The sequence below is a fragment of the Deltaproteobacteria bacterium genome (genome assembly GCA_017302835.1).
GTDB lineage: Bacteria > Bdellovibrionota > Bdellovibrionia > Bdellovibrionales > Bdellovibrionaceae > UBA2316.
In genome coordinates this window covers 1-16,918 of the sequence record JAFLCC010000003.1, presented here as the reverse complement: position 1 = coordinate 16,918, position 16,918 = coordinate 1, and the positions used below count along the sequence as shown (strand labels likewise).

General features: G+C 36.7%; 15 protein-coding genes and 1 pseudogene. 4 read left to right on the top strand and 12 right to left on the bottom strand.

Annotated elements, in window-relative coordinates:
• Positions 1-273: 273 nt before the first annotated feature.
• On the top strand, positions 274-1,101 hold the full coding sequence (locus J0M15_03820) for a flagellin FliC (protein ID MBN8536150.1): 828 nt from the start codon (positions 274-276) through the stop codon (positions 1,099-1,101).
• 334 nt (positions 1,102-1,435) lie between these two features.
• On the opposite strand, the pseudogene J0M15_03815 reads toward J0M15_03820, so the two are convergent.
• The 5 genes and pseudogenes from J0M15_03815 to J0M15_03795 all read right to left on the bottom strand — a co-directional run bounded on the left by J0M15_03815 (position 1,436) and on the right by J0M15_03795 (position 3,209).
• Positions 1,436-1,519 (bottom strand): annotated as a pseudogene (locus J0M15_03815) (transposase).
• Between the two features lie 18 nt (positions 1,520-1,537).
• Positions 1,538-1,855, bottom strand: coding sequence for a transposase (locus J0M15_03810; protein MBN8536149.1), 318 nt, complete (start codon positions 1,853-1,855; stop codon positions 1,538-1,540).
• Positions 1,794-2,090, bottom strand: coding sequence for a helix-turn-helix domain-containing protein (locus tag J0M15_03805; GenBank protein ID MBN8536148.1), 297 nt, complete (start codon positions 2,088-2,090; stop codon positions 1,794-1,796). Before J0M15_03805 ends, J0M15_03810 begins: the two co-directional genes overlap by 62 nt.
• A 63-nt stretch (positions 2,091-2,153) precedes the next feature.
• Positions 2,154-2,618 (bottom strand): hypothetical protein, encoded by a 465-nt coding sequence (locus tag J0M15_03800; protein MBN8536147.1) that lies wholly within the window; start codon positions 2,616-2,618, stop codon positions 2,154-2,156.
• A 348-nt stretch (positions 2,619-2,966) separates the two neighbouring features.
• Positions 2,967-3,209 carry a hypothetical protein gene (locus J0M15_03795; protein ID MBN8536146.1) on the bottom strand — a complete coding sequence of 81 codons (243 nt, stop codon included), beginning with the start codon at positions 3,207-3,209 and terminating at the stop codon, positions 2,967-2,969.
• A 586-nt stretch (positions 3,210-3,795) separates the two neighbouring features.
• Here J0M15_03795 and J0M15_03790 point away from each other — a divergent pair.
• Entirely contained in the window at positions 3,796-4,629 is an 834-nt protein-coding gene (locus J0M15_03790) for a flagellin FliC (GenBank protein ID MBN8536145.1), read from the top strand.
• Between the two features lie 169 nt (positions 4,630-4,798).
• Here the strand turns inward: J0M15_03790 and J0M15_03785 are convergent, their stop codons facing one another.
• The 6 genes from J0M15_03785 to J0M15_03760 form a co-directional block, all read right to left on the bottom strand.
• Positions 4,799-7,072 (bottom strand): fused MFS/spermidine synthase, encoded by a 2,274-nt coding sequence (locus tag J0M15_03785; protein ID MBN8536144.1) that lies wholly within the window; start codon positions 7,070-7,072, stop codon positions 4,799-4,801.
• Positions 7,073-7,128: 56 nt separating this feature from the next.
• Positions 7,129-8,787, bottom strand: coding sequence for an NAD(P)/FAD-dependent oxidoreductase (locus tag J0M15_03780; protein MBN8536143.1), 1,659 nt, complete (start codon positions 8,785-8,787; stop codon positions 7,129-7,131).
• A complete protein-coding gene (locus tag J0M15_03775) occupies positions 8,777-10,273 on the bottom strand; it encodes a polyamine aminopropyltransferase (GenBank protein ID MBN8536142.1) in 1,497 nt (498 codons plus the stop codon). Before J0M15_03775 ends, J0M15_03780 begins: the two co-directional genes overlap by 11 nt.
• Before the next feature lie 10 nt (positions 10,274-10,283).
• The gene (locus J0M15_03770) at positions 10,284-10,514 is read right to left on the bottom strand and encodes a DUF350 domain-containing protein (GenBank protein ID MBN8536141.1); all 231 of its coding nucleotides are present in this window, start codon (positions 10,512-10,514) and stop codon (positions 10,284-10,286) included.
• A gap of 149 nt (positions 10,515-10,663) precedes the next feature.
• Complete coding sequence (locus J0M15_03765) at positions 10,664-11,995, bottom strand: DUF4178 domain-containing protein (GenBank protein MBN8536140.1); 1,332 nt, start codon at positions 11,993-11,995, stop codon at positions 10,664-10,666.
• A gap of 4 nt (positions 11,996-11,999) precedes the next feature.
• The gene (locus J0M15_03760; protein MBN8536139.1) at positions 12,000-12,626 is read right to left on the bottom strand and encodes a DUF4178 domain-containing protein; all 627 of its coding nucleotides are present in this window, start codon (positions 12,624-12,626) and stop codon (positions 12,000-12,002) included.
• A gap of 208 nt (positions 12,627-12,834) precedes the next feature.
• Here J0M15_03760 and J0M15_03755 point away from each other — a divergent pair, with 208 nt between their 5' ends.
• Both J0M15_03755 and J0M15_03750 read left to right on the top strand, forming a co-directional pair.
• Positions 12,835-14,352: a hypothetical protein gene (locus tag J0M15_03755; protein MBN8536138.1), complete on the top strand. Its 1,518-nt coding sequence runs from the start codon at positions 12,835-12,837 to the stop codon at positions 14,350-14,352.
• 387 nt (positions 14,353-14,739) lie between these two features.
• On the top strand, positions 14,740-15,093 hold the full coding sequence (locus tag J0M15_03750; protein ID MBN8536137.1) for a hypothetical protein: 354 nt from the start codon (positions 14,740-14,742) through the stop codon (positions 15,091-15,093).
• A 146-nt stretch (positions 15,094-15,239) separates the two neighbouring features.
• On the opposite strand, the gene J0M15_03745 is transcribed toward J0M15_03750, so the two are convergent.
• A complete protein-coding gene (locus J0M15_03745; GenBank protein MBN8536136.1) occupies positions 15,240-16,667 on the bottom strand; it encodes a hypothetical protein in 1,428 nt (475 codons plus the stop codon).
• Between the last annotated feature and the right edge of the window lie 251 nt (positions 16,668-16,918).

Here is a 16,918-nt window from a genome sequence, read left to right as displayed (position 1 = left end):
TCACCTCAGATTTATTTCCTTGTCTAGCTCCTCCCAAATTAAAACTTTTTTTTGCGCTTGGTATTCTTAAGAATTTTTTAAGAAATTACTTAGAAATTTCTAAGTAATTTTCTAAGAATTTTCTTAAAAATTCAAGGCATTGTATTAGCAAAAAAAAGAATTGGTTTGGCAAAAATGGATATAAATTTAACCGGAATTTAGCTTTGAAAACAAAGGTGGTGCGATGTTTTCAAGGATTAACAACTAAATTCCATTATTTCCTAAGGAGGAACTATGGGCTTAAGAATACAAACAAACATGGCGTCGATTTCGGCACAAAAGGTCTTGTCTAAACAACAAGTCCGAGCTGAACATGCTTCCCAAGCATTAGCTGGAGGTTCTAGAATCGTTAAAGCTGGTGATGATGCCGCAGGACTCGCGATCTCTGAATCCATGCGGGCACAAGTACGAGGAATGCAAATGGCAAGAACCAATTCTTTCAATGCCGTAAGTGCCATTCAAGTCTCAGAAGGCGGACTGAATGAAGTCAGCAATATCTTAGTAAGACTCAGAGAGCTGGGCATTCAAGCAGCTTCAGACAATGTCGGTGAAAAAGAGAGGTCTTTTTTAGATTTAGAAGCAAAAAACATAATCGAAGAAGCCGACAGGATTGCAAGAACTACCACTTTTGGAGACAAGAAACTTCTTGATGGCTCTGGGGGAAAACAAACTTATCATGTTGGACCCAACGGAGGAGAAGAAAACACGATCACTTTTGATTTATCATCAAATGCAACCGCTTCAGAAATTGGCATTGATGGATTGTCCTTAGCAGATAAAGACTCCGCAAAAGACTTATTAAATGTAGTCGACGGGGCCATGCAAAAGGTCGGAGAAATGCGCGCCAATTTTGGAGCGATTCAAAATAGACTTGAAACAACAACAGCAAATTTAGACACGCAAATCGAAAATTTATCAGCAGCTAGATCCAGAATTTCAGATACAGATGTCGCAAAGGAATCCTCAGAACTAGCTTCAGCTCAAGTTTTACAAAGTGCTGCCGTGTCGGTACTCGCACAGGCCAATCAGTTCCCTAGTATTGCATTGAAACTGATTGGATAAGTTTAGATTTAAAAAAATTAAGAAATCTTAGTTCATTAAAAAAAAGATAAAATTGAAATGAGTAGTCGCCCACACACAAGCTACTCGTTAAGCCCACTCCGGGGGGCTCTCTGCCCCTCGGAGACATTTAGCGCTTAACCAAGCTTGTAGATACATTAATAAGTGCGTTGAATAACCAACATTAAGCAGCGTATTTTAAGCTAGGTTTTTGGAAGAAAGATCAAACTTTTCTTTTATTTTTTTGAAGCGATTTCATGGACTTTGTGACCTTCTTTTTATAGTCAATTTTATCAACCACAGTTGACCTGCCAACAGTATGAGTTTTCAAGTGATTCCAAACAAGTTCGTCAGAGTTTTGATCTGGCGAGTAAGGTGGCAGAAAAAATATTTCCAACTGTGACTTTACTGATTCAACAAATCCTTTTGTAACCTTTGATTAGTGAGCAAATCCACCATCAACAATTAGAAATATTTTTCTTTTCGCTCCAGCAATTAGCCTTTTCAAAAATTCTATAAAAACTGCTGAGTTGACTCCACCTTCACGCACCATAAATCTCATCAAGCCCCGCGATGATATTACCGAGATCAATGAAAAAGAAATCCGAGCACCACTACTAACTACGACTGGAGTATCGCCTTTAATTCCCCAGGTTTTTCCGGCATGATGATCCGACTTAATGTGAGCTGTATCGTCAAAATATATATCCGCTTTCTCGATCTTGGAGCGACTCTTTATCTTTGGATAAATTTCCATCAACCATTTTCTTACCATCAATTCTTGGCTTTGCATCCGGCGTCGGCCTCGACTTCAAAGCGCTCCAACCACCATCGCGATAAAGTGCAAGCCAAGTATAAATTGTTGATCGGTTGGGACCGAGAGCTTTTGAAATCGCTTCTGGACTTTCTCCAGCATGACCTCGCTTGATGGATCTGATTCGTAATTCTTCAAGAGTCTTGTGATCCAATTGTCGGGCATCATCTTTTCTCATAAAAAAGACGTTATAAATAACCTAATCAGCTTGCAAGATAATGTTGGTTATTCAACGAACTTATTAATACTGACACGTAATAACTGAATACGCCCCACCAGAAGCATAACCTGACCATCCTTCGCCAGTCTGAACCGGATACCCTTCTTCGTCAATAAAGGCTCTTTTACTAGAAAAACCAGAAGTTTCATATTTAACAGCCCTTTTAAAACCTGCGGAACGGCATGCATAAGTTGCTTGGTTCATTGTGTTCCTTTGCGGAGATTCAAAAGTATATTTAGTACCAGCAATGCTAATGGCAAAATTTCCGATATCAACATATCCGTCTGAATGTACCTGGAGTATAGCATATTGAAGCTTATTTTTAGGGATATTTGAGGCCAAGGCATCAAGCAATTCTTTTTTGGAAACAAAAACTTGTTTACCTTCTACAGTGTTAACAGAAATTAAACTGTCAGACGACTGAGCCAACGCCAAAGAATTCAAAATCAAAAAGTACATAAATATAATGCTTATAATGCTTTTCATTTCCTTTTCCTTCTATCCATTTATTAATAGATACCGTTCCAAATGTTGTGGGATTAATTTCCCATGAGTTCACCGCTCCGGTTTAAATTAGAAATTAATATAAAATATTACTTTAAGTTTTTCACCTGTAGAGATTTGAACAGCTAAGCAATAAACGTCGCTGCCCAAAAGTTTGATGTATTTTCAGCTGTTTATCCTTGAGCCATTGAAAGAAATTATTTTATTTTCTTTCAATTTTGTATTTAAATTTTATTACTTTATTTGGTTTCCATGTTTTGATTTTCCACATTTGTGGTGAAGATGGCAAGGAGGCCTTGAGAGCTTTGCTCACTGGCGCGAAACCAAAATTTATGAAAATTGAATAAGAAATTTGCCACCGAATGCTTGCCAGTTAACATTTTGATAAGTGACTTTAGTATCAACAACAAATGATTCTTGTCTCTGTAATTTTTGTCGCCTTAAGTTCTCTTCTGTAGCATTTTGGAAGGACGCTTCTATTCTTTGAATTTTTTCACGTAGTAAAGGATTTTCAAAAATGAAAGGATTCTTAGTTGGCGCTTTTCTATCCTTATTTTTCATAGCTAATAACAAATCAGCTCTATCAGACTTGGCTAAAAAGGTGAGATTTTTAAGGCTCTTTACATAGCTATCTTCGTAAGACTTTATGCACTCTTGATTTGCATGCATTAAAACTGGAAATATAATGACAGACCATCAAAATATAGAAATCCAACTCCATCAAAACCCTACCAGACTTAGACTTGACCATAGATCAGTAGATAAAAACCTTTCGTTTCTTATCTCAATACAAAAATTTCACTTCACATTTGCAAAATCTCTAGATCTTGGTCGAGTTTTTCACGGACCATAGTCGTCCTTTTCACAGATCAAAGTCTAGTTTGCAATTGACTAAGGTCTAGATTTCACTCGCAGGACTAAAGCCTTTCAAGACCTGGCCGAAGGAATTATCAAATGGTTCAACACTGACTAAAGTGCTAAGCCCAAAGGATGGAGAAAACTTTTCTCGAGTGACTGCGAAAAAAGAATTCGATGAAATCCCAAGAGCCGTACCAAGGTCGAGTCGTGCCAACGTGTTCAAACTGGCCCTGTCTTTATGTAGGTTATAAAGCTGGGCCTTAACCGCTCCTAAAATGGAGCAACTATCAGGAGGTCTTCCATGGGAATGAGAATTTCAACAAACGTAGCGTCTTTAAGCGCTCAAAAGTCGATGACAAACTCGCAAAGAGAGATACAAAAGTCATTTACTCAGTTAGCTTCGGGATCCAGAATTACGAAGTCATCAGATGATGCCGCAGGGTTGGCGATAAGTGAAAACTTAAAATCAAATATCCGAAGTATCGACCAAGCTGGAAGGAATTCTAATGATGGCATTTCCTTAATTCAAACAGCTGAAGGTGGTCTTGGTGAAATATCAAATATTCTCACAAGAATGAGAGAGCTAGGAATTCAATCGGCTTCTGATTCTGTATCAGATAAAGAAAGAAACTTACTTGATAAGGAAGTACAACAGTTAAAACAAGAAGTGCAAAGAATAGCGCAAACAACTAAATTTGGAAATCAAGAATTAATCAATGGAAATGGCAAAATGTATGAGTTTCAAGTGGGCATCAACAATGACCCTGATTCTGATAGGATTAAATTTGACTCTAGTATGTCAGATGCTACCGCTTCCAATTTAGGTATTGATGGCTTTGATTTTTCTTCAAAAGAGGGAGCTCAAGAGTCACTCTCTGTTCTTGACGAGGCCCAATCTACGGTGAATGGATTCAGAGCGAACCTTGGTGCCATCCAAAACCGTTTACAAACAACTTTTGATAACACTCAAACCATGCGTGAAAATTTATCAGCTGCGAATTCACGGATTCGTGATACTGATGTGGCTCAGGCAAGCAGCGAGTTGACAAGAAATAATATTTTACTTCAAGCTTCGGTATCTACATTGGCTCAGGCTAATCAAATACCTGGAAATGCCTTGAAATTAATTGGTTAGTTCAACAGTAGAATAATAAATATATTTTAATTTAAGTGTTTCTTATTGTAGTTTAGCTGAAAGAGCCCTCCGATACTTTTAGCGGACCAACCTACCCAGAAAGTTCACTTGAACTTTCTGGGGTCTTAAGGGAATAAGTCTTGAGTTTGAAAACTAGTGATTATGAAAACTATTTGAAAAACCCAGGTGTTTTATTTTGAGGTCGCTGGTGGAATATTGTTTCTGACCAAAATTTAGAAGCAGTGAAATCAACCAAGGTAAGGTCATCAGTAACCAAAGGTGAATTTTTGGTGATTTTTTCGATTTCATCGCGATTTGCTAATACGAACTTATGCATATCTTGGTAAGAAGAACCAATGCTCAATAAATCATTGCGTATTTTAGGCTCTTCAAAATACAACTTTCCCTCGCTGGGAAAAAGTTCTTGATTTTCATTCAGAGTGGCATTCACCCACCAAGCCCAATGCCGTTCAAACAAAATGGCATTTGGAAACTCATTTGCTAGGGTATGAATGAGCGATAATGAGGCGTCCCGTCCAGTTTTAGCAGCGTTAATCCATTGCGAGATAACACCCTTGTCTTTTAATCTTTCTCGAACTAATTGATAAAATTCTTTTGTGTATAAAAAAACGGTTCCGTCCATCAATAAATTTGGCAACTCTAGTTGAATGATATCGTATTTCTTTTTAGTTCTTAAAAGAAAGTTTCTTCCGTCTTCCACATAAAATTTTAATCGAGCATCGTTAATGACATTTTTGTTTGTCCAAAAAAAAGGTGCAGCTTCACGAACTGACTGACTCACATCCACGATATCTAATGAAATAATGGGATGAACGGCAAAAGCACTTGCCGTATTACCACATCCAAAACTAATTACCAAAATATCTTTCGCTCGTGGATTCATGGCCATTGAAGAATGTGCCAACAGTCTTGCCACTTCATTCTCTTGGGGTATTGTGCCACAGGTTCCGCGTCCATCATTAAATGCCAGCCGTAAATCTTCTGTCTGACGAAATTTATGAACTGCAACAATATCCCTTGCCGTCTCTTTATAAAAAACCAATTCCCCTAGTTGTTTAGAAAAAATACTTTGAATCACATTGTGGGGAATAAGTAAAATAACTCCTACTAAGAATAAAAATTGAACTATTTTTATTCTTCTTATCGAAACAGAAGAATTATAGCTCAACATAAAACTTAATAGAAAAATTCCCAAGGACATGTAAATGACTATTTTTTGCAATCCTAAATAATCCAAAAGAAAAAATGTCGTCAAAATCGTTCCCACAACTGAACCAAAGCTATTTACAGCAAAAAGTAATCCCGAAGACTCACCCATAGATAAACCGCCCTCTTCGAGTTCCCGATTAAGAAAAGCAAATATTCCTCCAAGAAAAATGGTACAAGGAACAACAAGAAAACAACTAAAAACAAAACTTAATACTAAGTCACTTGAATAAGGAAAGAGTTTTCCCAACAATTTAAAATCAATCGAGGTTAAAAAATAAAATGAAATTAAAATAAAGAGAGCTAATTTGGCCGTCAAAAGGGAAGCTATTTCATAGTTTTTCCAACGCCAACGTCTAAACACTTTAGTAAAAACCTCACCGAACAAATAACTTCCTATGGCATTCCCTAATAATATAACCGTTAAAATTATAGAAAATGAATAAACAGCTCCACCGATATAAAAAACAAAAAGGCGGAACCAAACAACTTCGACGGACATGACCAACACACCGAGGAAAAAATAAAAAAATAGCAGCTTGTTGGACCTACCATTCGAAATGACACTTTTTTGCGGCAACGAGATCTTTGATTTTTGGAAATGAAATAATATTAATACAGCCGTTAAAATATTTATTCCCGCCGTAAAGAAAAAAGTATTTTTTAATCCTAAGTTTTCAATTAAATAAAACCCACATAGGAAACACCCTACTGAGGCCCCCAGTAAATGTAAAAAATAGGCAATGCCTATCTTATTCGCTTTGATATTATTTTTATATTTCATAGAGAATAACTCTGTACATATAGGAAAAGAAAGCCCCATCATCAATGTTGATGGCAAAAGAAATAAGAATGATAATAAAAACTGAAAAAAAACTTGATAAGTACTTGCAAATATATCATCGGAATAGAGCCTATAAAGACTAAACAACAAGGGTTTTGCATAAACAACTAATACAGATAGTAATCCAATGGCTATTTCTATAAGTGCATAGAAAATGGGGGTACACCTATTCCATTTTATCAACCTAGGTACCAACAAACTCCCGATGGCCATTCCGCTAAAAAAAGAACTCACAACAACAGTCATGGCAGGTAAACTCAAACCCATTACAGGAATGAAAAACTTAGTAAAAGTAACTTGATAAATTAAAGACGAGCACCCCGAGAGAAAAAAAATCGCTTTCCAATAAAATGAATTTTGAAATCTAATCATTATGGATAGTTTTATCAGAGTTTTTTGAAATAAGCCACCAGTTCTGAACTCGCTGCTCAAATGAGCTTGCTTAAAATTCTTTTTGCAGCTTCAACCCCTCGGTACTGGGCCTCTTCGAAGATGGAAATACCACTCATATCAGAATGAGCGAATTCAATTCCTTTAAAAGGCTTCAAAAAATCTTTTCTTTTTGGGCTCCATAAATAGTTAATTCCAGGACTCACCATTCCGTGTCCCCAAATCCAAACATCCACGTTTAAAACAGTCCTTGAAATTCCTGGATGCATTTTTTCAAGATCAGGAATAATTATATCTAACCAGTCTTGGTAGCTTTTTTGATAGGCGGCTATCCGCTCTTCTTTTGGCGGTTTTTCATCAAGAGGCAAATAATAGGTAATGACCTTTTCTTTGCGATTAAATTTTAAATCCTGGTGATTTGCTACGATGTATCCCAAGGACTTACTATAAAAGCTGACATTATCCCACGACAACGGCGCCCCTTGGGACAACGGAAATTCTTTTATAGTCATATTGGCTATCGCCCATGGAGCATATTCAAGAGTTCTATCACTTGAATAATCTTTAATTATTTTATTTGCAGTAAATCGTGGCCCACAAAAAATAACATTCTTGACAAAATAACGCGTACAAGAATTATCCTGAGTATTCAAAACATCAACGGAGTAGCCCTGTGACAAACACTCGATAGAAAACACCAGGGAGTTTCTTCGAATGTGATCACCAATAATTTCTTTAAATTTTGAAACTAAAAACCCATTCCCCTCAGGCCAAGTCAAAACAGATTGAGCGTCTGCATTTGCCCCAACTCCTGCACGGGAGGCAAAATAATGAAGGCCCGCCCAAGCTGAAACTTTGTTGTGAGGCCTTCCATAGTCATCACGACAACAATAATTCACATACCAATTAAGATAGGAAGAATTCCAACCTTTCTCTCTCATGAATTCAGACATGGAAATGAGATCTAACTTTAAATATTCAGGATCTTGAGAACTCGAATCTAAAGGAATGCTAAAAACATATTTTTTATCAACCCCTTTTTTCTTTTTCAAGGACTCGATAAAAGTAAAAAACTCATCATACTGCCTTTTATCATCGTGTTGAATTCCATGTTGAGGAACAAGACCCTCCTGCCACTCGCCTTGAAAAAACAATCGCTCCTGAGCATCCGAGCATAAATAATACTCATTAAAAATAGGAAGACCTTTCTGATATCCCTGAATAATTCCTATCTCCTCAAAAAACTCGCGAACATAATGCGCCTCTGGCCCAGGCAAAGGCACATAATGGGCTCCCCAAGGATATTTACTAATCGAATTCGAACCACTCATTGAATTCCCACCAACATCGGAATCCATTTCAAAAAGAACGAAGTCTTTAAAGTTGTTCTTTTTAAACCACCAAGCAGCTGATAACCCCGAGATACCACCACCCACAATCACCGTATCCAGAGTCTTCGTTTCTGTTGGGATGGCTTTCACTCCTGACTGTAAAAGATGTCCAGTTTTTGAATTTGCCCCTACTAAGGAACCTGAAAAAAAATACTTATTCGATTTAAAAAAACGAAAATAACTCCAAAAACCAGTTATCATCGTTGTCAAACTGAAACCCATCACCTTGATAAAGTTTCTTCGCGAAAGGTTTCTCGCGCTTCTTAGCGCACCACTTCCAGATAGGTCATAAAATTTAGTGGGCATAACTGGCCCATTCCTCTTCGAAATACCGAACTAAGATTTGATTATTGAGCTTATTTATATCATGTGAAACCGCAACCATATCCTGAGGAAAAATCAAAAGAGTCTTTGCTACCTCCAAATTTAAAAACCTAAGATCTTCCGGAAATTTATCTGGCATCTTAAACTCATGATTTGAAATCAGTATATAACCCCAATCACCGAAGGCAGGAACATACACATGATAAGGTGTTGTTTTAAATCCAACTGACTTAAGAGTGTTGTCGACACACCAAAATGATTTTTTAGCTACATAAGGCGAAGTGCTTTGAATCACTCCAACTCCAAAATCAGACAGCGCTGACTTTAAAAGTCTATAAAATGAATTAGTGTAAAGTTTACCCACCGAAAAGTTACTGGGATCTGGAAAGTCGACAGCAATGAAGTCAAATTTTTGCGTGTTATTTTTTAACCAAACAAAGGCGTCGTCATTAATGACTTTCACTTTCGGAGAATTAATAGAGTTGAGATTTAACTTTGTAAGCGCCTCATTCCTCTTAAACAAGTCGGTCATCTCTGCGTCTAAATCAACCAAACTAATTTCTTCAACGGAAGGGTATTTTAAAATTTCCCTAACCGCCAGGCCATCACCTCCACCAAGGACCAATACTTTTTTAGGCTCGGGCAAAGAAGCAAGCCCCATATGAACTAAAGCCTCATGATACCGATACTCATCTTTTGAGCTAAACTGAAGATTGCCATTTAAGAACAATCGAAAATCATCATCGGACTTTGTTAATACAATTCTTTGATACCTAGAAGTCTTTGAGTAGATGACTTTGTCTTGATAACTTGCCGCCTCAGAAAAACTAACAATACGCTCAGAATAGATAAATCCAAGCACCAAGCTGATGAGCGCTATCAAGGCTGAACCTTTGAGAAGTCGCACCCATGGAATTTCGTCTTTAAAAAGATAAAGTGTCCAAATCGCCACCAAAATATTAAATATGCCGAACAAAAATGCTGACCTTACAAGACCAAGATGAGGTACTAAATAAAGTGGAAAAAGTAGAGAGGCTAAAAGGGCTCCCACATAATCAAAAGTGAAAACTTTGGATACAAGGTCTTTGAATTCAAAATGAGCTTGCATGATTCTCATAAGAATAGGAATTTCGAAGCCAACGAGAATTCCCGTTATCGACACCATCCCGTAGAGTAAAATTCTGAACGACGTGATGTACTCAAAAGATATAAACAGAATTGCCCCCGAAAATCCACCTACAACTCCTATCAATAATTCTACTTGTACAAATTTTCCAATAAGGTTCTTATCAATATACTTAGATAAAAACGAGCCAATCCCCATTGAAAAAAGATAGACTCCTATGATGGTAGAAAACTGAGTGACAGAATCACCAAGCAAATAGGAAGCCAGGGCGCCAGCTATGAGCTCATAGACCAGACCACAAGTGGCAATAACAAAAACAGAGAATAGTAGCAAATAAGACATGGCTTAAAATCTAACTATGAATAGCAGCGGCAATAATCTGTGCGATTGCAAGAGTCATTGCCGCCGTTACGATTGCCAAAGCGATATTGTGCTCTTCAACAATTTCCTTCCAAAGATTTCCTGGGGTTAGTTTGTCAAAAAGGACAAAGGAAACTGACAAAACAAAAATCCCAATAGCTGAGAAAACAAGTGCCGCGACAATATATTTGATGTTGATGAGTTGCTGTAATGGTTCAACCATTTAATCCTCCTGTAATTATTTATGATATACGTTATGTCCACGTGGACCCCATTTGCCAGACTTTATGGAATCAACCACGGTCCAGCCTGAATAAGTAGCATAGGAAAAAAACAAACAGATTCCTGTCCCATAAACAATAAAAAAAAATTTCACTGGTCATCCTCGCTATTTTGAATGTAGTTTCCCCATTTATTTTGATAGTAGGGAGAAAAGTCACTCTGGGCCCATCGGTTCATTTCAAAACTCCGATTTCGCCAAAAGGTAAAGAACGGAAAGAAAGAAATAAGAATTACAGCCAAAAGAAAATTCGACCAAGTGATGACATCTTGTTTTACAATAACATTTAGTGGGATTTTAGAAATGCCATTTGTTGAATTTATTCCTATATTAAAATGGTATTTTCCAGCTGGCACTGAAGATAAAATCAATGATGAACTCTGGCTCCCCTCACTCCAGGAGCCATCACTGTCGTAGCCAGAATAGTATTCCACTCCCTGCTCAAATTCTTCGGTTTCACCATTTTCATCATTCACCAAATCACCCTGTATCTCAATCCAATTATTTTGTACTGGCGCTGAAAAGGTTACTTCCAGATTTGACATTCTTTGACTTAACTCAAAAGGAGGTGTCACTTTTAATTTTTCAGTATCCGTTGAACTGTATGTGAATTGACCAGAATAGACCGTTTTATTTTTTGAAAGAACCATTGATCCAAATTGAATCAACATGAGGATACCTAAAAAAATTCCCCAGTATTTGCTGGTATATTTTGACGTCTCAATTACTGTTGATGGCTGATTTGGAGCGACTCCGGATTGAAGTGGCATCGACACCATTATTTGAAACGCAGATTTGATCTCGTTCGCATCAAGATACTCTCCAAGAGACCAAACAATTTCATTGCTGCTTTTTTCTGATGATAAAATCTCTGGGGGAGAAACGTAGTCTTCAACCTCTACCTCCTCACCTTGCTTTACTTGCCAATAAAATTCACCAATAACATAAATAACCTTAGCTAAGCCCTTATGAAATAACTGATAGCGTTTGTTGTAAAGTTTTGCTAGCTGTCTATTTTCAACGGTGGAATCAACTTCTGGTTGAGATTTTGTGGTGATAACATAATTCCAATGACCATCAAATTCAGTAAGCCAACGAAATCCCTTCATAGGATTGAAAAGTAAATACTCACTCCAAGTATAATCTGAGGAAACGTCAGATCTTTCAACATAACCAATAACTTCCCACAAAACTCCTCGAAGTTTTCCTCTTTGCCCCAGTGGAATGATCTGATCTCTAATACCTTTTTTTGAAGTTTTTTCGATGACTTTATAATTTTCGCTTGAAGAATCAATAATCGCTGCACAAGAACTACAGACCGCCGTAACCGATTGGCCCGCTGCCCGGAGCACGACACCTGCACCGCAAGAGGGACAATTAAATACCTTCACGACGGCTGGCTTGGGCTCAATATTAGGTTTCAATTCCTCACCAGCCACTAAGTTCCCTTAAGTTCATGAATTTTAAATTATCAAAATCAATATACTTTCCAAAAAATAATCGATTTCCATCTGATGAATAATCAATATTGGCAAACTGTTCATTTTTTCCAACCAGATCAACGCTTGTTGATTTTCGTCCTTGAATACTCAGCAATGGCAATTCGCCTTGACTTGCAATGCAGGCAACTTCACGAATATCCTCTACAGCAAAATTTATTTCATGAATTCGAATTGGCTCAGCCACCTTTAAACTCGACAAATCGGGAATTTTTATTTTTTCAAAAACTTGAAAACTCACCATATAAAATCCTTGAGCCTCAGCAAGCCAACCCTCTTTGCCATTATCAAAATGCAGGTACCATTCATTCCAAGCCCCATTTTCCCAACCAATTCGCTGACGACCGACAATCTCAAAATTTGATTTTTCAAAAACACCTGTCGTTCCGAGTTTCAAAGGACTCAGGTCCTGTGGCATTTCACTCATTTTACCCAAGCTTTCGATATCCTTATCGTGCCTGACAAGCGTCGAGTTACAAAACGAACATACGCCAAAAGTTGAAGACCGAGATTTAAATACAATTTCTGCACCACAAGCAGGACAAGATAATTTCATCTAGAAAATTAGTATCATTGCGACTTTATTTTGACAATTGAAGTCTTTAAGACTTTCGTTAGATTCCGAAAATCTAGCAATAAAATAGTCAAAGGTTTTGTAAATACAAAAGGCCAAAAAAAACAATTGGTCTTGAATCAACATAAGGAAATTGCTTATTCTTTAATCTGCGAAAAAATGAAATAATAGAAAATGAAAGGAATTCATCATGTTTCAAAGACGAATTTTAGCCATATTGATTTTGGCCTTGGGGATGATCTATCAAGCATCGTGTAGTAAAAGTTCTGATGGTGGCAGTGCTGCAGGTGAAGTCATCTCTTTGTACAAAGCGGCTTTTCCCGAAGAGGCGGCCATATCTTCACCTACCGCTCAGAAAAGCGCCTCTGCAAGCACCTTGATTAAAACGGAAAGTGATTTTAATACCCTTGCTGATGCAGGGGATACTGCTGACAAGAAAAAAGAAGCCCTTACCACTCTCTTAGATGGAGCTACTTCTGAAGCCTGTTCTGTTAATATAAATCTTTACAGTTCTGGAAATGCCAATTGCTATGGTCCCAATCTTCAATTGTCTGGAACACATCCCGATACAAGTTTATCACCGAATCCTTCGAGCTTGCCGGGAGGCGATTTGGGCTTATGGGACGCAGCTGAATCTAGCGGAGAGGCTTGTTCAGCCGCTGAGCTAAATAGCCGTATGAAAGGGGTTGCTTCGCAAATAGATACAGCTTTTTTTACGGTAGCTAGCATGTTGTGTGCAGCTAAAACAGCTGGTCTGTCAGCTCCTGCGAATGCTGGAGAGTCCATCACGGTGACGACAGCTTTAAATGGAAAGGTAAAAATAAATAATGAACTTGCCACAGTGACTTCCGCTACTTTGGCGCGAGGATCAGATACAAACGGTAAACCGGTTTATCTTTCAACAATCAATGCCACGGTAGGAACAAAGACGGTATTTATTCGGCTAAAACACGTGCCTGCTGGCGTTCAAGACGAAACCACATTTACGGGCAAAGTTTCTGTTTCGATTGCTGATTCAAATCAAGATTCTGGTTTTGCAGGAAATTGCTCAGGTTCAAGTTCTGGACAAGTGGATGGCAGCTCTATCATTTATGAAAAAACAGCTTCTGGAAATATGAAATACATTCTGAAGAGTGCGAACTTTTGTGGCAGTTCTGCAAACCCTTTTGTCAGCTCCACAAATTACAGTGTCGATTTAACAAAAACTTACAGTTCAAATAATGGTGGGTGGGGAAATAATGCCAATATCCTTTTAGCAGATTTCACACCGTCTTCAGGAGTTGGAACTTACCAATATGCTTGGCAGGCAGGTAAAGGGGATTCACATACTCGAGTTTTAAATGTAAAAATCACAGATGCAAGCAATGCCGTGGCCTATTTTGGTTTTGGTCCAAATACAGTTAGCACTTCGTCTCTTGGTTCAATTTCAGGTATGATTTGCAATTGGGCAGGACCTGGTGGAAATCATAACGGGGTGACAAAGGTACAAAAACAAGTTTTAACTCGTAGTTCAACTTATTTTACGGCTTCTTCAAGTAGCATTGTCTATGACCCTGTAAATAGCTGTGAGTCATCTTCTGGAAGCTTTAGTTATAATAAAACAGGGCAATCGGCTGTTGTCGACAATTCAACAACTTCGAGTTTAGTTGATCTTTCTGATTGGAGTTCTGCTATCACCAATGTCTCGGCCCCTGCTGAAATTGATTAAGGCTGAAAGGATCAGATTAAAATTTAAATATATATTTATTTAATTTGAAATAAGTTGATTTGGATTTTGTAGAAGTCAAATGAAAGTATTATCCCCGTCAAAGTCCTGAATACGGTAGAATCTAAAAAGGGAGTACTCCAAAATGATTTAACCTATCAAGATAAATCATTTATAATGATGGAGAACTCCCTAAAACGAAATAAATTAGTTACCCTCAATAAGAAGTAAAGGCAAAATGCCACAAAGAAGCAATGAGGCAACAACAAACGCAGAAAGAATGGCTATCAATTATCGACTTTGGGCTAGACTTAAGATTTCTACTTTAGCTTCCTCATTTTTCCACCGACATGAGAGCTGAACTAGAAATCTTAGATGAGGGGGGGCATTATGCTTCAATTTATTATGGTCTATTCCTTTGTTTTTCTCGCTGCGTTTTCTGCTAAGGCTGACGAAAAAGGCAAGGATAGGTCGGTCGTTAAAAACAAATGTAAGATCGTAAATGCCCACATGAAAATCGAAAACTACGAAGGCAGTGAAATAACCTATACCGAAGTTGTTTATTCTTGTGAAAGAGAAACGAAGAAAATAAACTGTCATGGTAAAGAACCCATTAATTTGGAATTGTGTATGAAAAAACCATTTTCTCTTGAAGAATGGCATAAGCGTAAAGACGAAAAATTATTAAAGAAAATGGAGGAAAATCAAAAGTTCAATAGAGAAATCCATGGACCTTCGAGATGAATGCCGTATCTATTAAAAAATGATTAAAATTTATTGCATAAAATTTAAGAAGAAAAATTAAATATGTATTTATAGGAACACAAACAAAGAAGACTGTTTAATGGAAAAAACTACTTAAATCTAAACGTCTACGCCTAAGGTTTTAATCACAGTTTAAGCGAAGACAAAAAATCTTTTATATTTTGATTTTTTCTTGTGGTAATAATCTGATTCTCTTCTACTGAAAGATTAGGAAAGACTTCTTCTAAAAATTGAAGAACCTCCTGATTTGAAATTTTAGATTTATTGTAAGTTAAATCTGAAAAATTAAGTGATCTGGTTTTATTTCTATAAAATTCCAGATAGGCTTTTCTAATAAACATTATTTTCTTATCTAAAGAATTTAATCTTTGTAAATTTTTTCTACTTTTCTTTTTTAAATAAGAGATGACCTCTAAACGGTTCCAACTGAGGGCTTGGCCCTGATTTGATTCACTTTCAAAAAAGAATTCAAGGCTATTGAAAAATGTTACCAAGTTTTTAAGCTCATTTTGTCTTAATAAAGAAATGTTAGAAAATTTTATAGAAACATGATTTAATGAGGAATCTTTTAAAGAAGTAATTTCTACATTTGAAAATTCTAATAAATTTATCAGCTTAAGTTTTCTTTCGACAAATGATTTCGAAATTTCTCTTGAAATCATTCCTGTAAATTCGAATTTTACAAAATTCTCATTTTTTTCAACGACACTAGTTCCCAACAAAGGAGTATAAAACTTTAAGAAAACTGAGGCTGAATTTAACCATTCGACAAAATTCGCGGAAGTTGGTGTAACTGTATTGTTGCCTCCTGCATCCTCGAAATATCTGCTTTTTATTGCATGTTCAACTAAAGATTTTGAAAGCTTGATTGTTTCCTGATTTGGAAAATTTAGTCTCTTGAAGTTATTCCATTTGGTTATAAATTCGACAATATCAGGCGATAAATTAGAACTAGAGTTTTTAGCAGCTAGTCGTTTCATTTCATTACTTAAAGAAAATAATTTATCTCCCAAAATATAATTATTGACTGCAGTTGAATTTATGATTTTCTTGTGAACAGTCTCTATCTCAAGTCTTATGCTGGATAAAATTTTAAAAGAATCATTGATTTTCTTTCCAAAAACTAAATCCAAATAAACATCTTCAGGGGGGAATTCATTATTATGACTTAAAATCGAATATTTCCATTTACTACTAGAATTATAGTTTTCTGTTTTTACACTAAAAAATTTAGTTCGATCATTGCCATTATTATCGACATACGTTACTTTAATAAACCGTTCGACTAGAGCAGCATTAATGTCTGAAAATTCAGTCTGAATTTTCTTTAAGGTCGAACTTCCAATCCCTGCTGACGCATCAACAAACTCAACTCTAATTGAACCAATATCTGTAACCAGTCCAGATTCTAATAATGTTTTTTTTAAAAAACTCCAGTTCTTAAATTGGTCAATTTCAAAACTGCCTAGATAACTATCAAGACAAGCATGTTGACTGAACACCTCAATAGAAATTAAGAATACAATTATCAAGAACTTAAGAAATGATATCATATTTATTTGCCCTTATCTTTCAAATTATATCAGGATTCATTTTAAAAAACCGTTGCAAGGATATGCCATCAAAATTCAAGCAATTTTATGTATAAGCTTTAGTCATTGTAATTTAAAAATGTGGTAATTTGCCTCTTTCTTCTTTTTGTGGGGATAGGGGTTTAATTGGATTCAGGGTCATACTTCCATTGCAGGGCAAAACGGCTGTTTAGGTAGCCAACTTTTTGCATTATTTTAAGCTTAAAATACTC

Bases quoted from the DNA above. Each gene is read 5' to 3' on its own strand.
- J0M15_03820 (MBN8536150.1), top strand. From the start codon at position 274: ATGGGCTTAAGAATACAAACAAACATGGCGTCGATTTCGGCACAAAAG.
- J0M15_03810 (MBN8536149.1), bottom strand. From the start codon at position 1,855: ATGGAAATTTATCCAAAGATAAAGAGTCGCTCCAAGATCGAGAAAGCG.
- J0M15_03805 (MBN8536148.1), bottom strand. From the start codon at position 2,090: ATGAGAAAAGATGATGCCCGACAATTGGATCACAAGACTCTTGAAGAA.
- J0M15_03800 (MBN8536147.1), bottom strand. From the start codon at position 2,618: ATGAAAAGCATTATAAGCATTATATTTATGTACTTTTTGATTTTGAAT.
- J0M15_03790 (MBN8536145.1), top strand. From the start codon at position 3,796: ATGGGAATGAGAATTTCAACAAACGTAGCGTCTTTAAGCGCTCAAAAG.
- J0M15_03785 (MBN8536144.1), bottom strand. From the start codon at position 7,072: ATGATTAGATTTCAAAATTCATTTTATTGGAAAGCGATTTTTTTTCTC.
- J0M15_03780 (MBN8536143.1), bottom strand. From the start codon at position 8,787: ATGCCCACTAAATTTTATGACCTATCTGGAAGTGGTGCGCTAAGAAGC.
- J0M15_03775 (MBN8536142.1), bottom strand. From the start codon at position 10,273: ATGTCTTATTTGCTACTATTCTCTGTTTTTGTTATTGCCACTTGTGGT.
- J0M15_03770 (MBN8536141.1), bottom strand. From the start codon at position 10,514: ATGGTTGAACCATTACAGCAACTCATCAACATCAAATATATTGTCGCG.
- J0M15_03760 (MBN8536139.1), bottom strand. From the start codon at position 12,626: ATGAAATTATCTTGTCCTGCTTGTGGTGCAGAAATTGTATTTAAATCT.
- J0M15_03755 (MBN8536138.1), top strand. From the start codon at position 12,835: ATGTTTCAAAGACGAATTTTAGCCATATTGATTTTGGCCTTGGGGATG.
- J0M15_03750 (MBN8536137.1), top strand. From the start codon at position 14,740: ATGCTTCAATTTATTATGGTCTATTCCTTTGTTTTTCTCGCTGCGTTT.
- J0M15_03745 (MBN8536136.1), bottom strand. From the start codon at position 16,667: ATGATATCATTTCTTAAGTTCTTGATAATTGTATTCTTAATTTCTATT.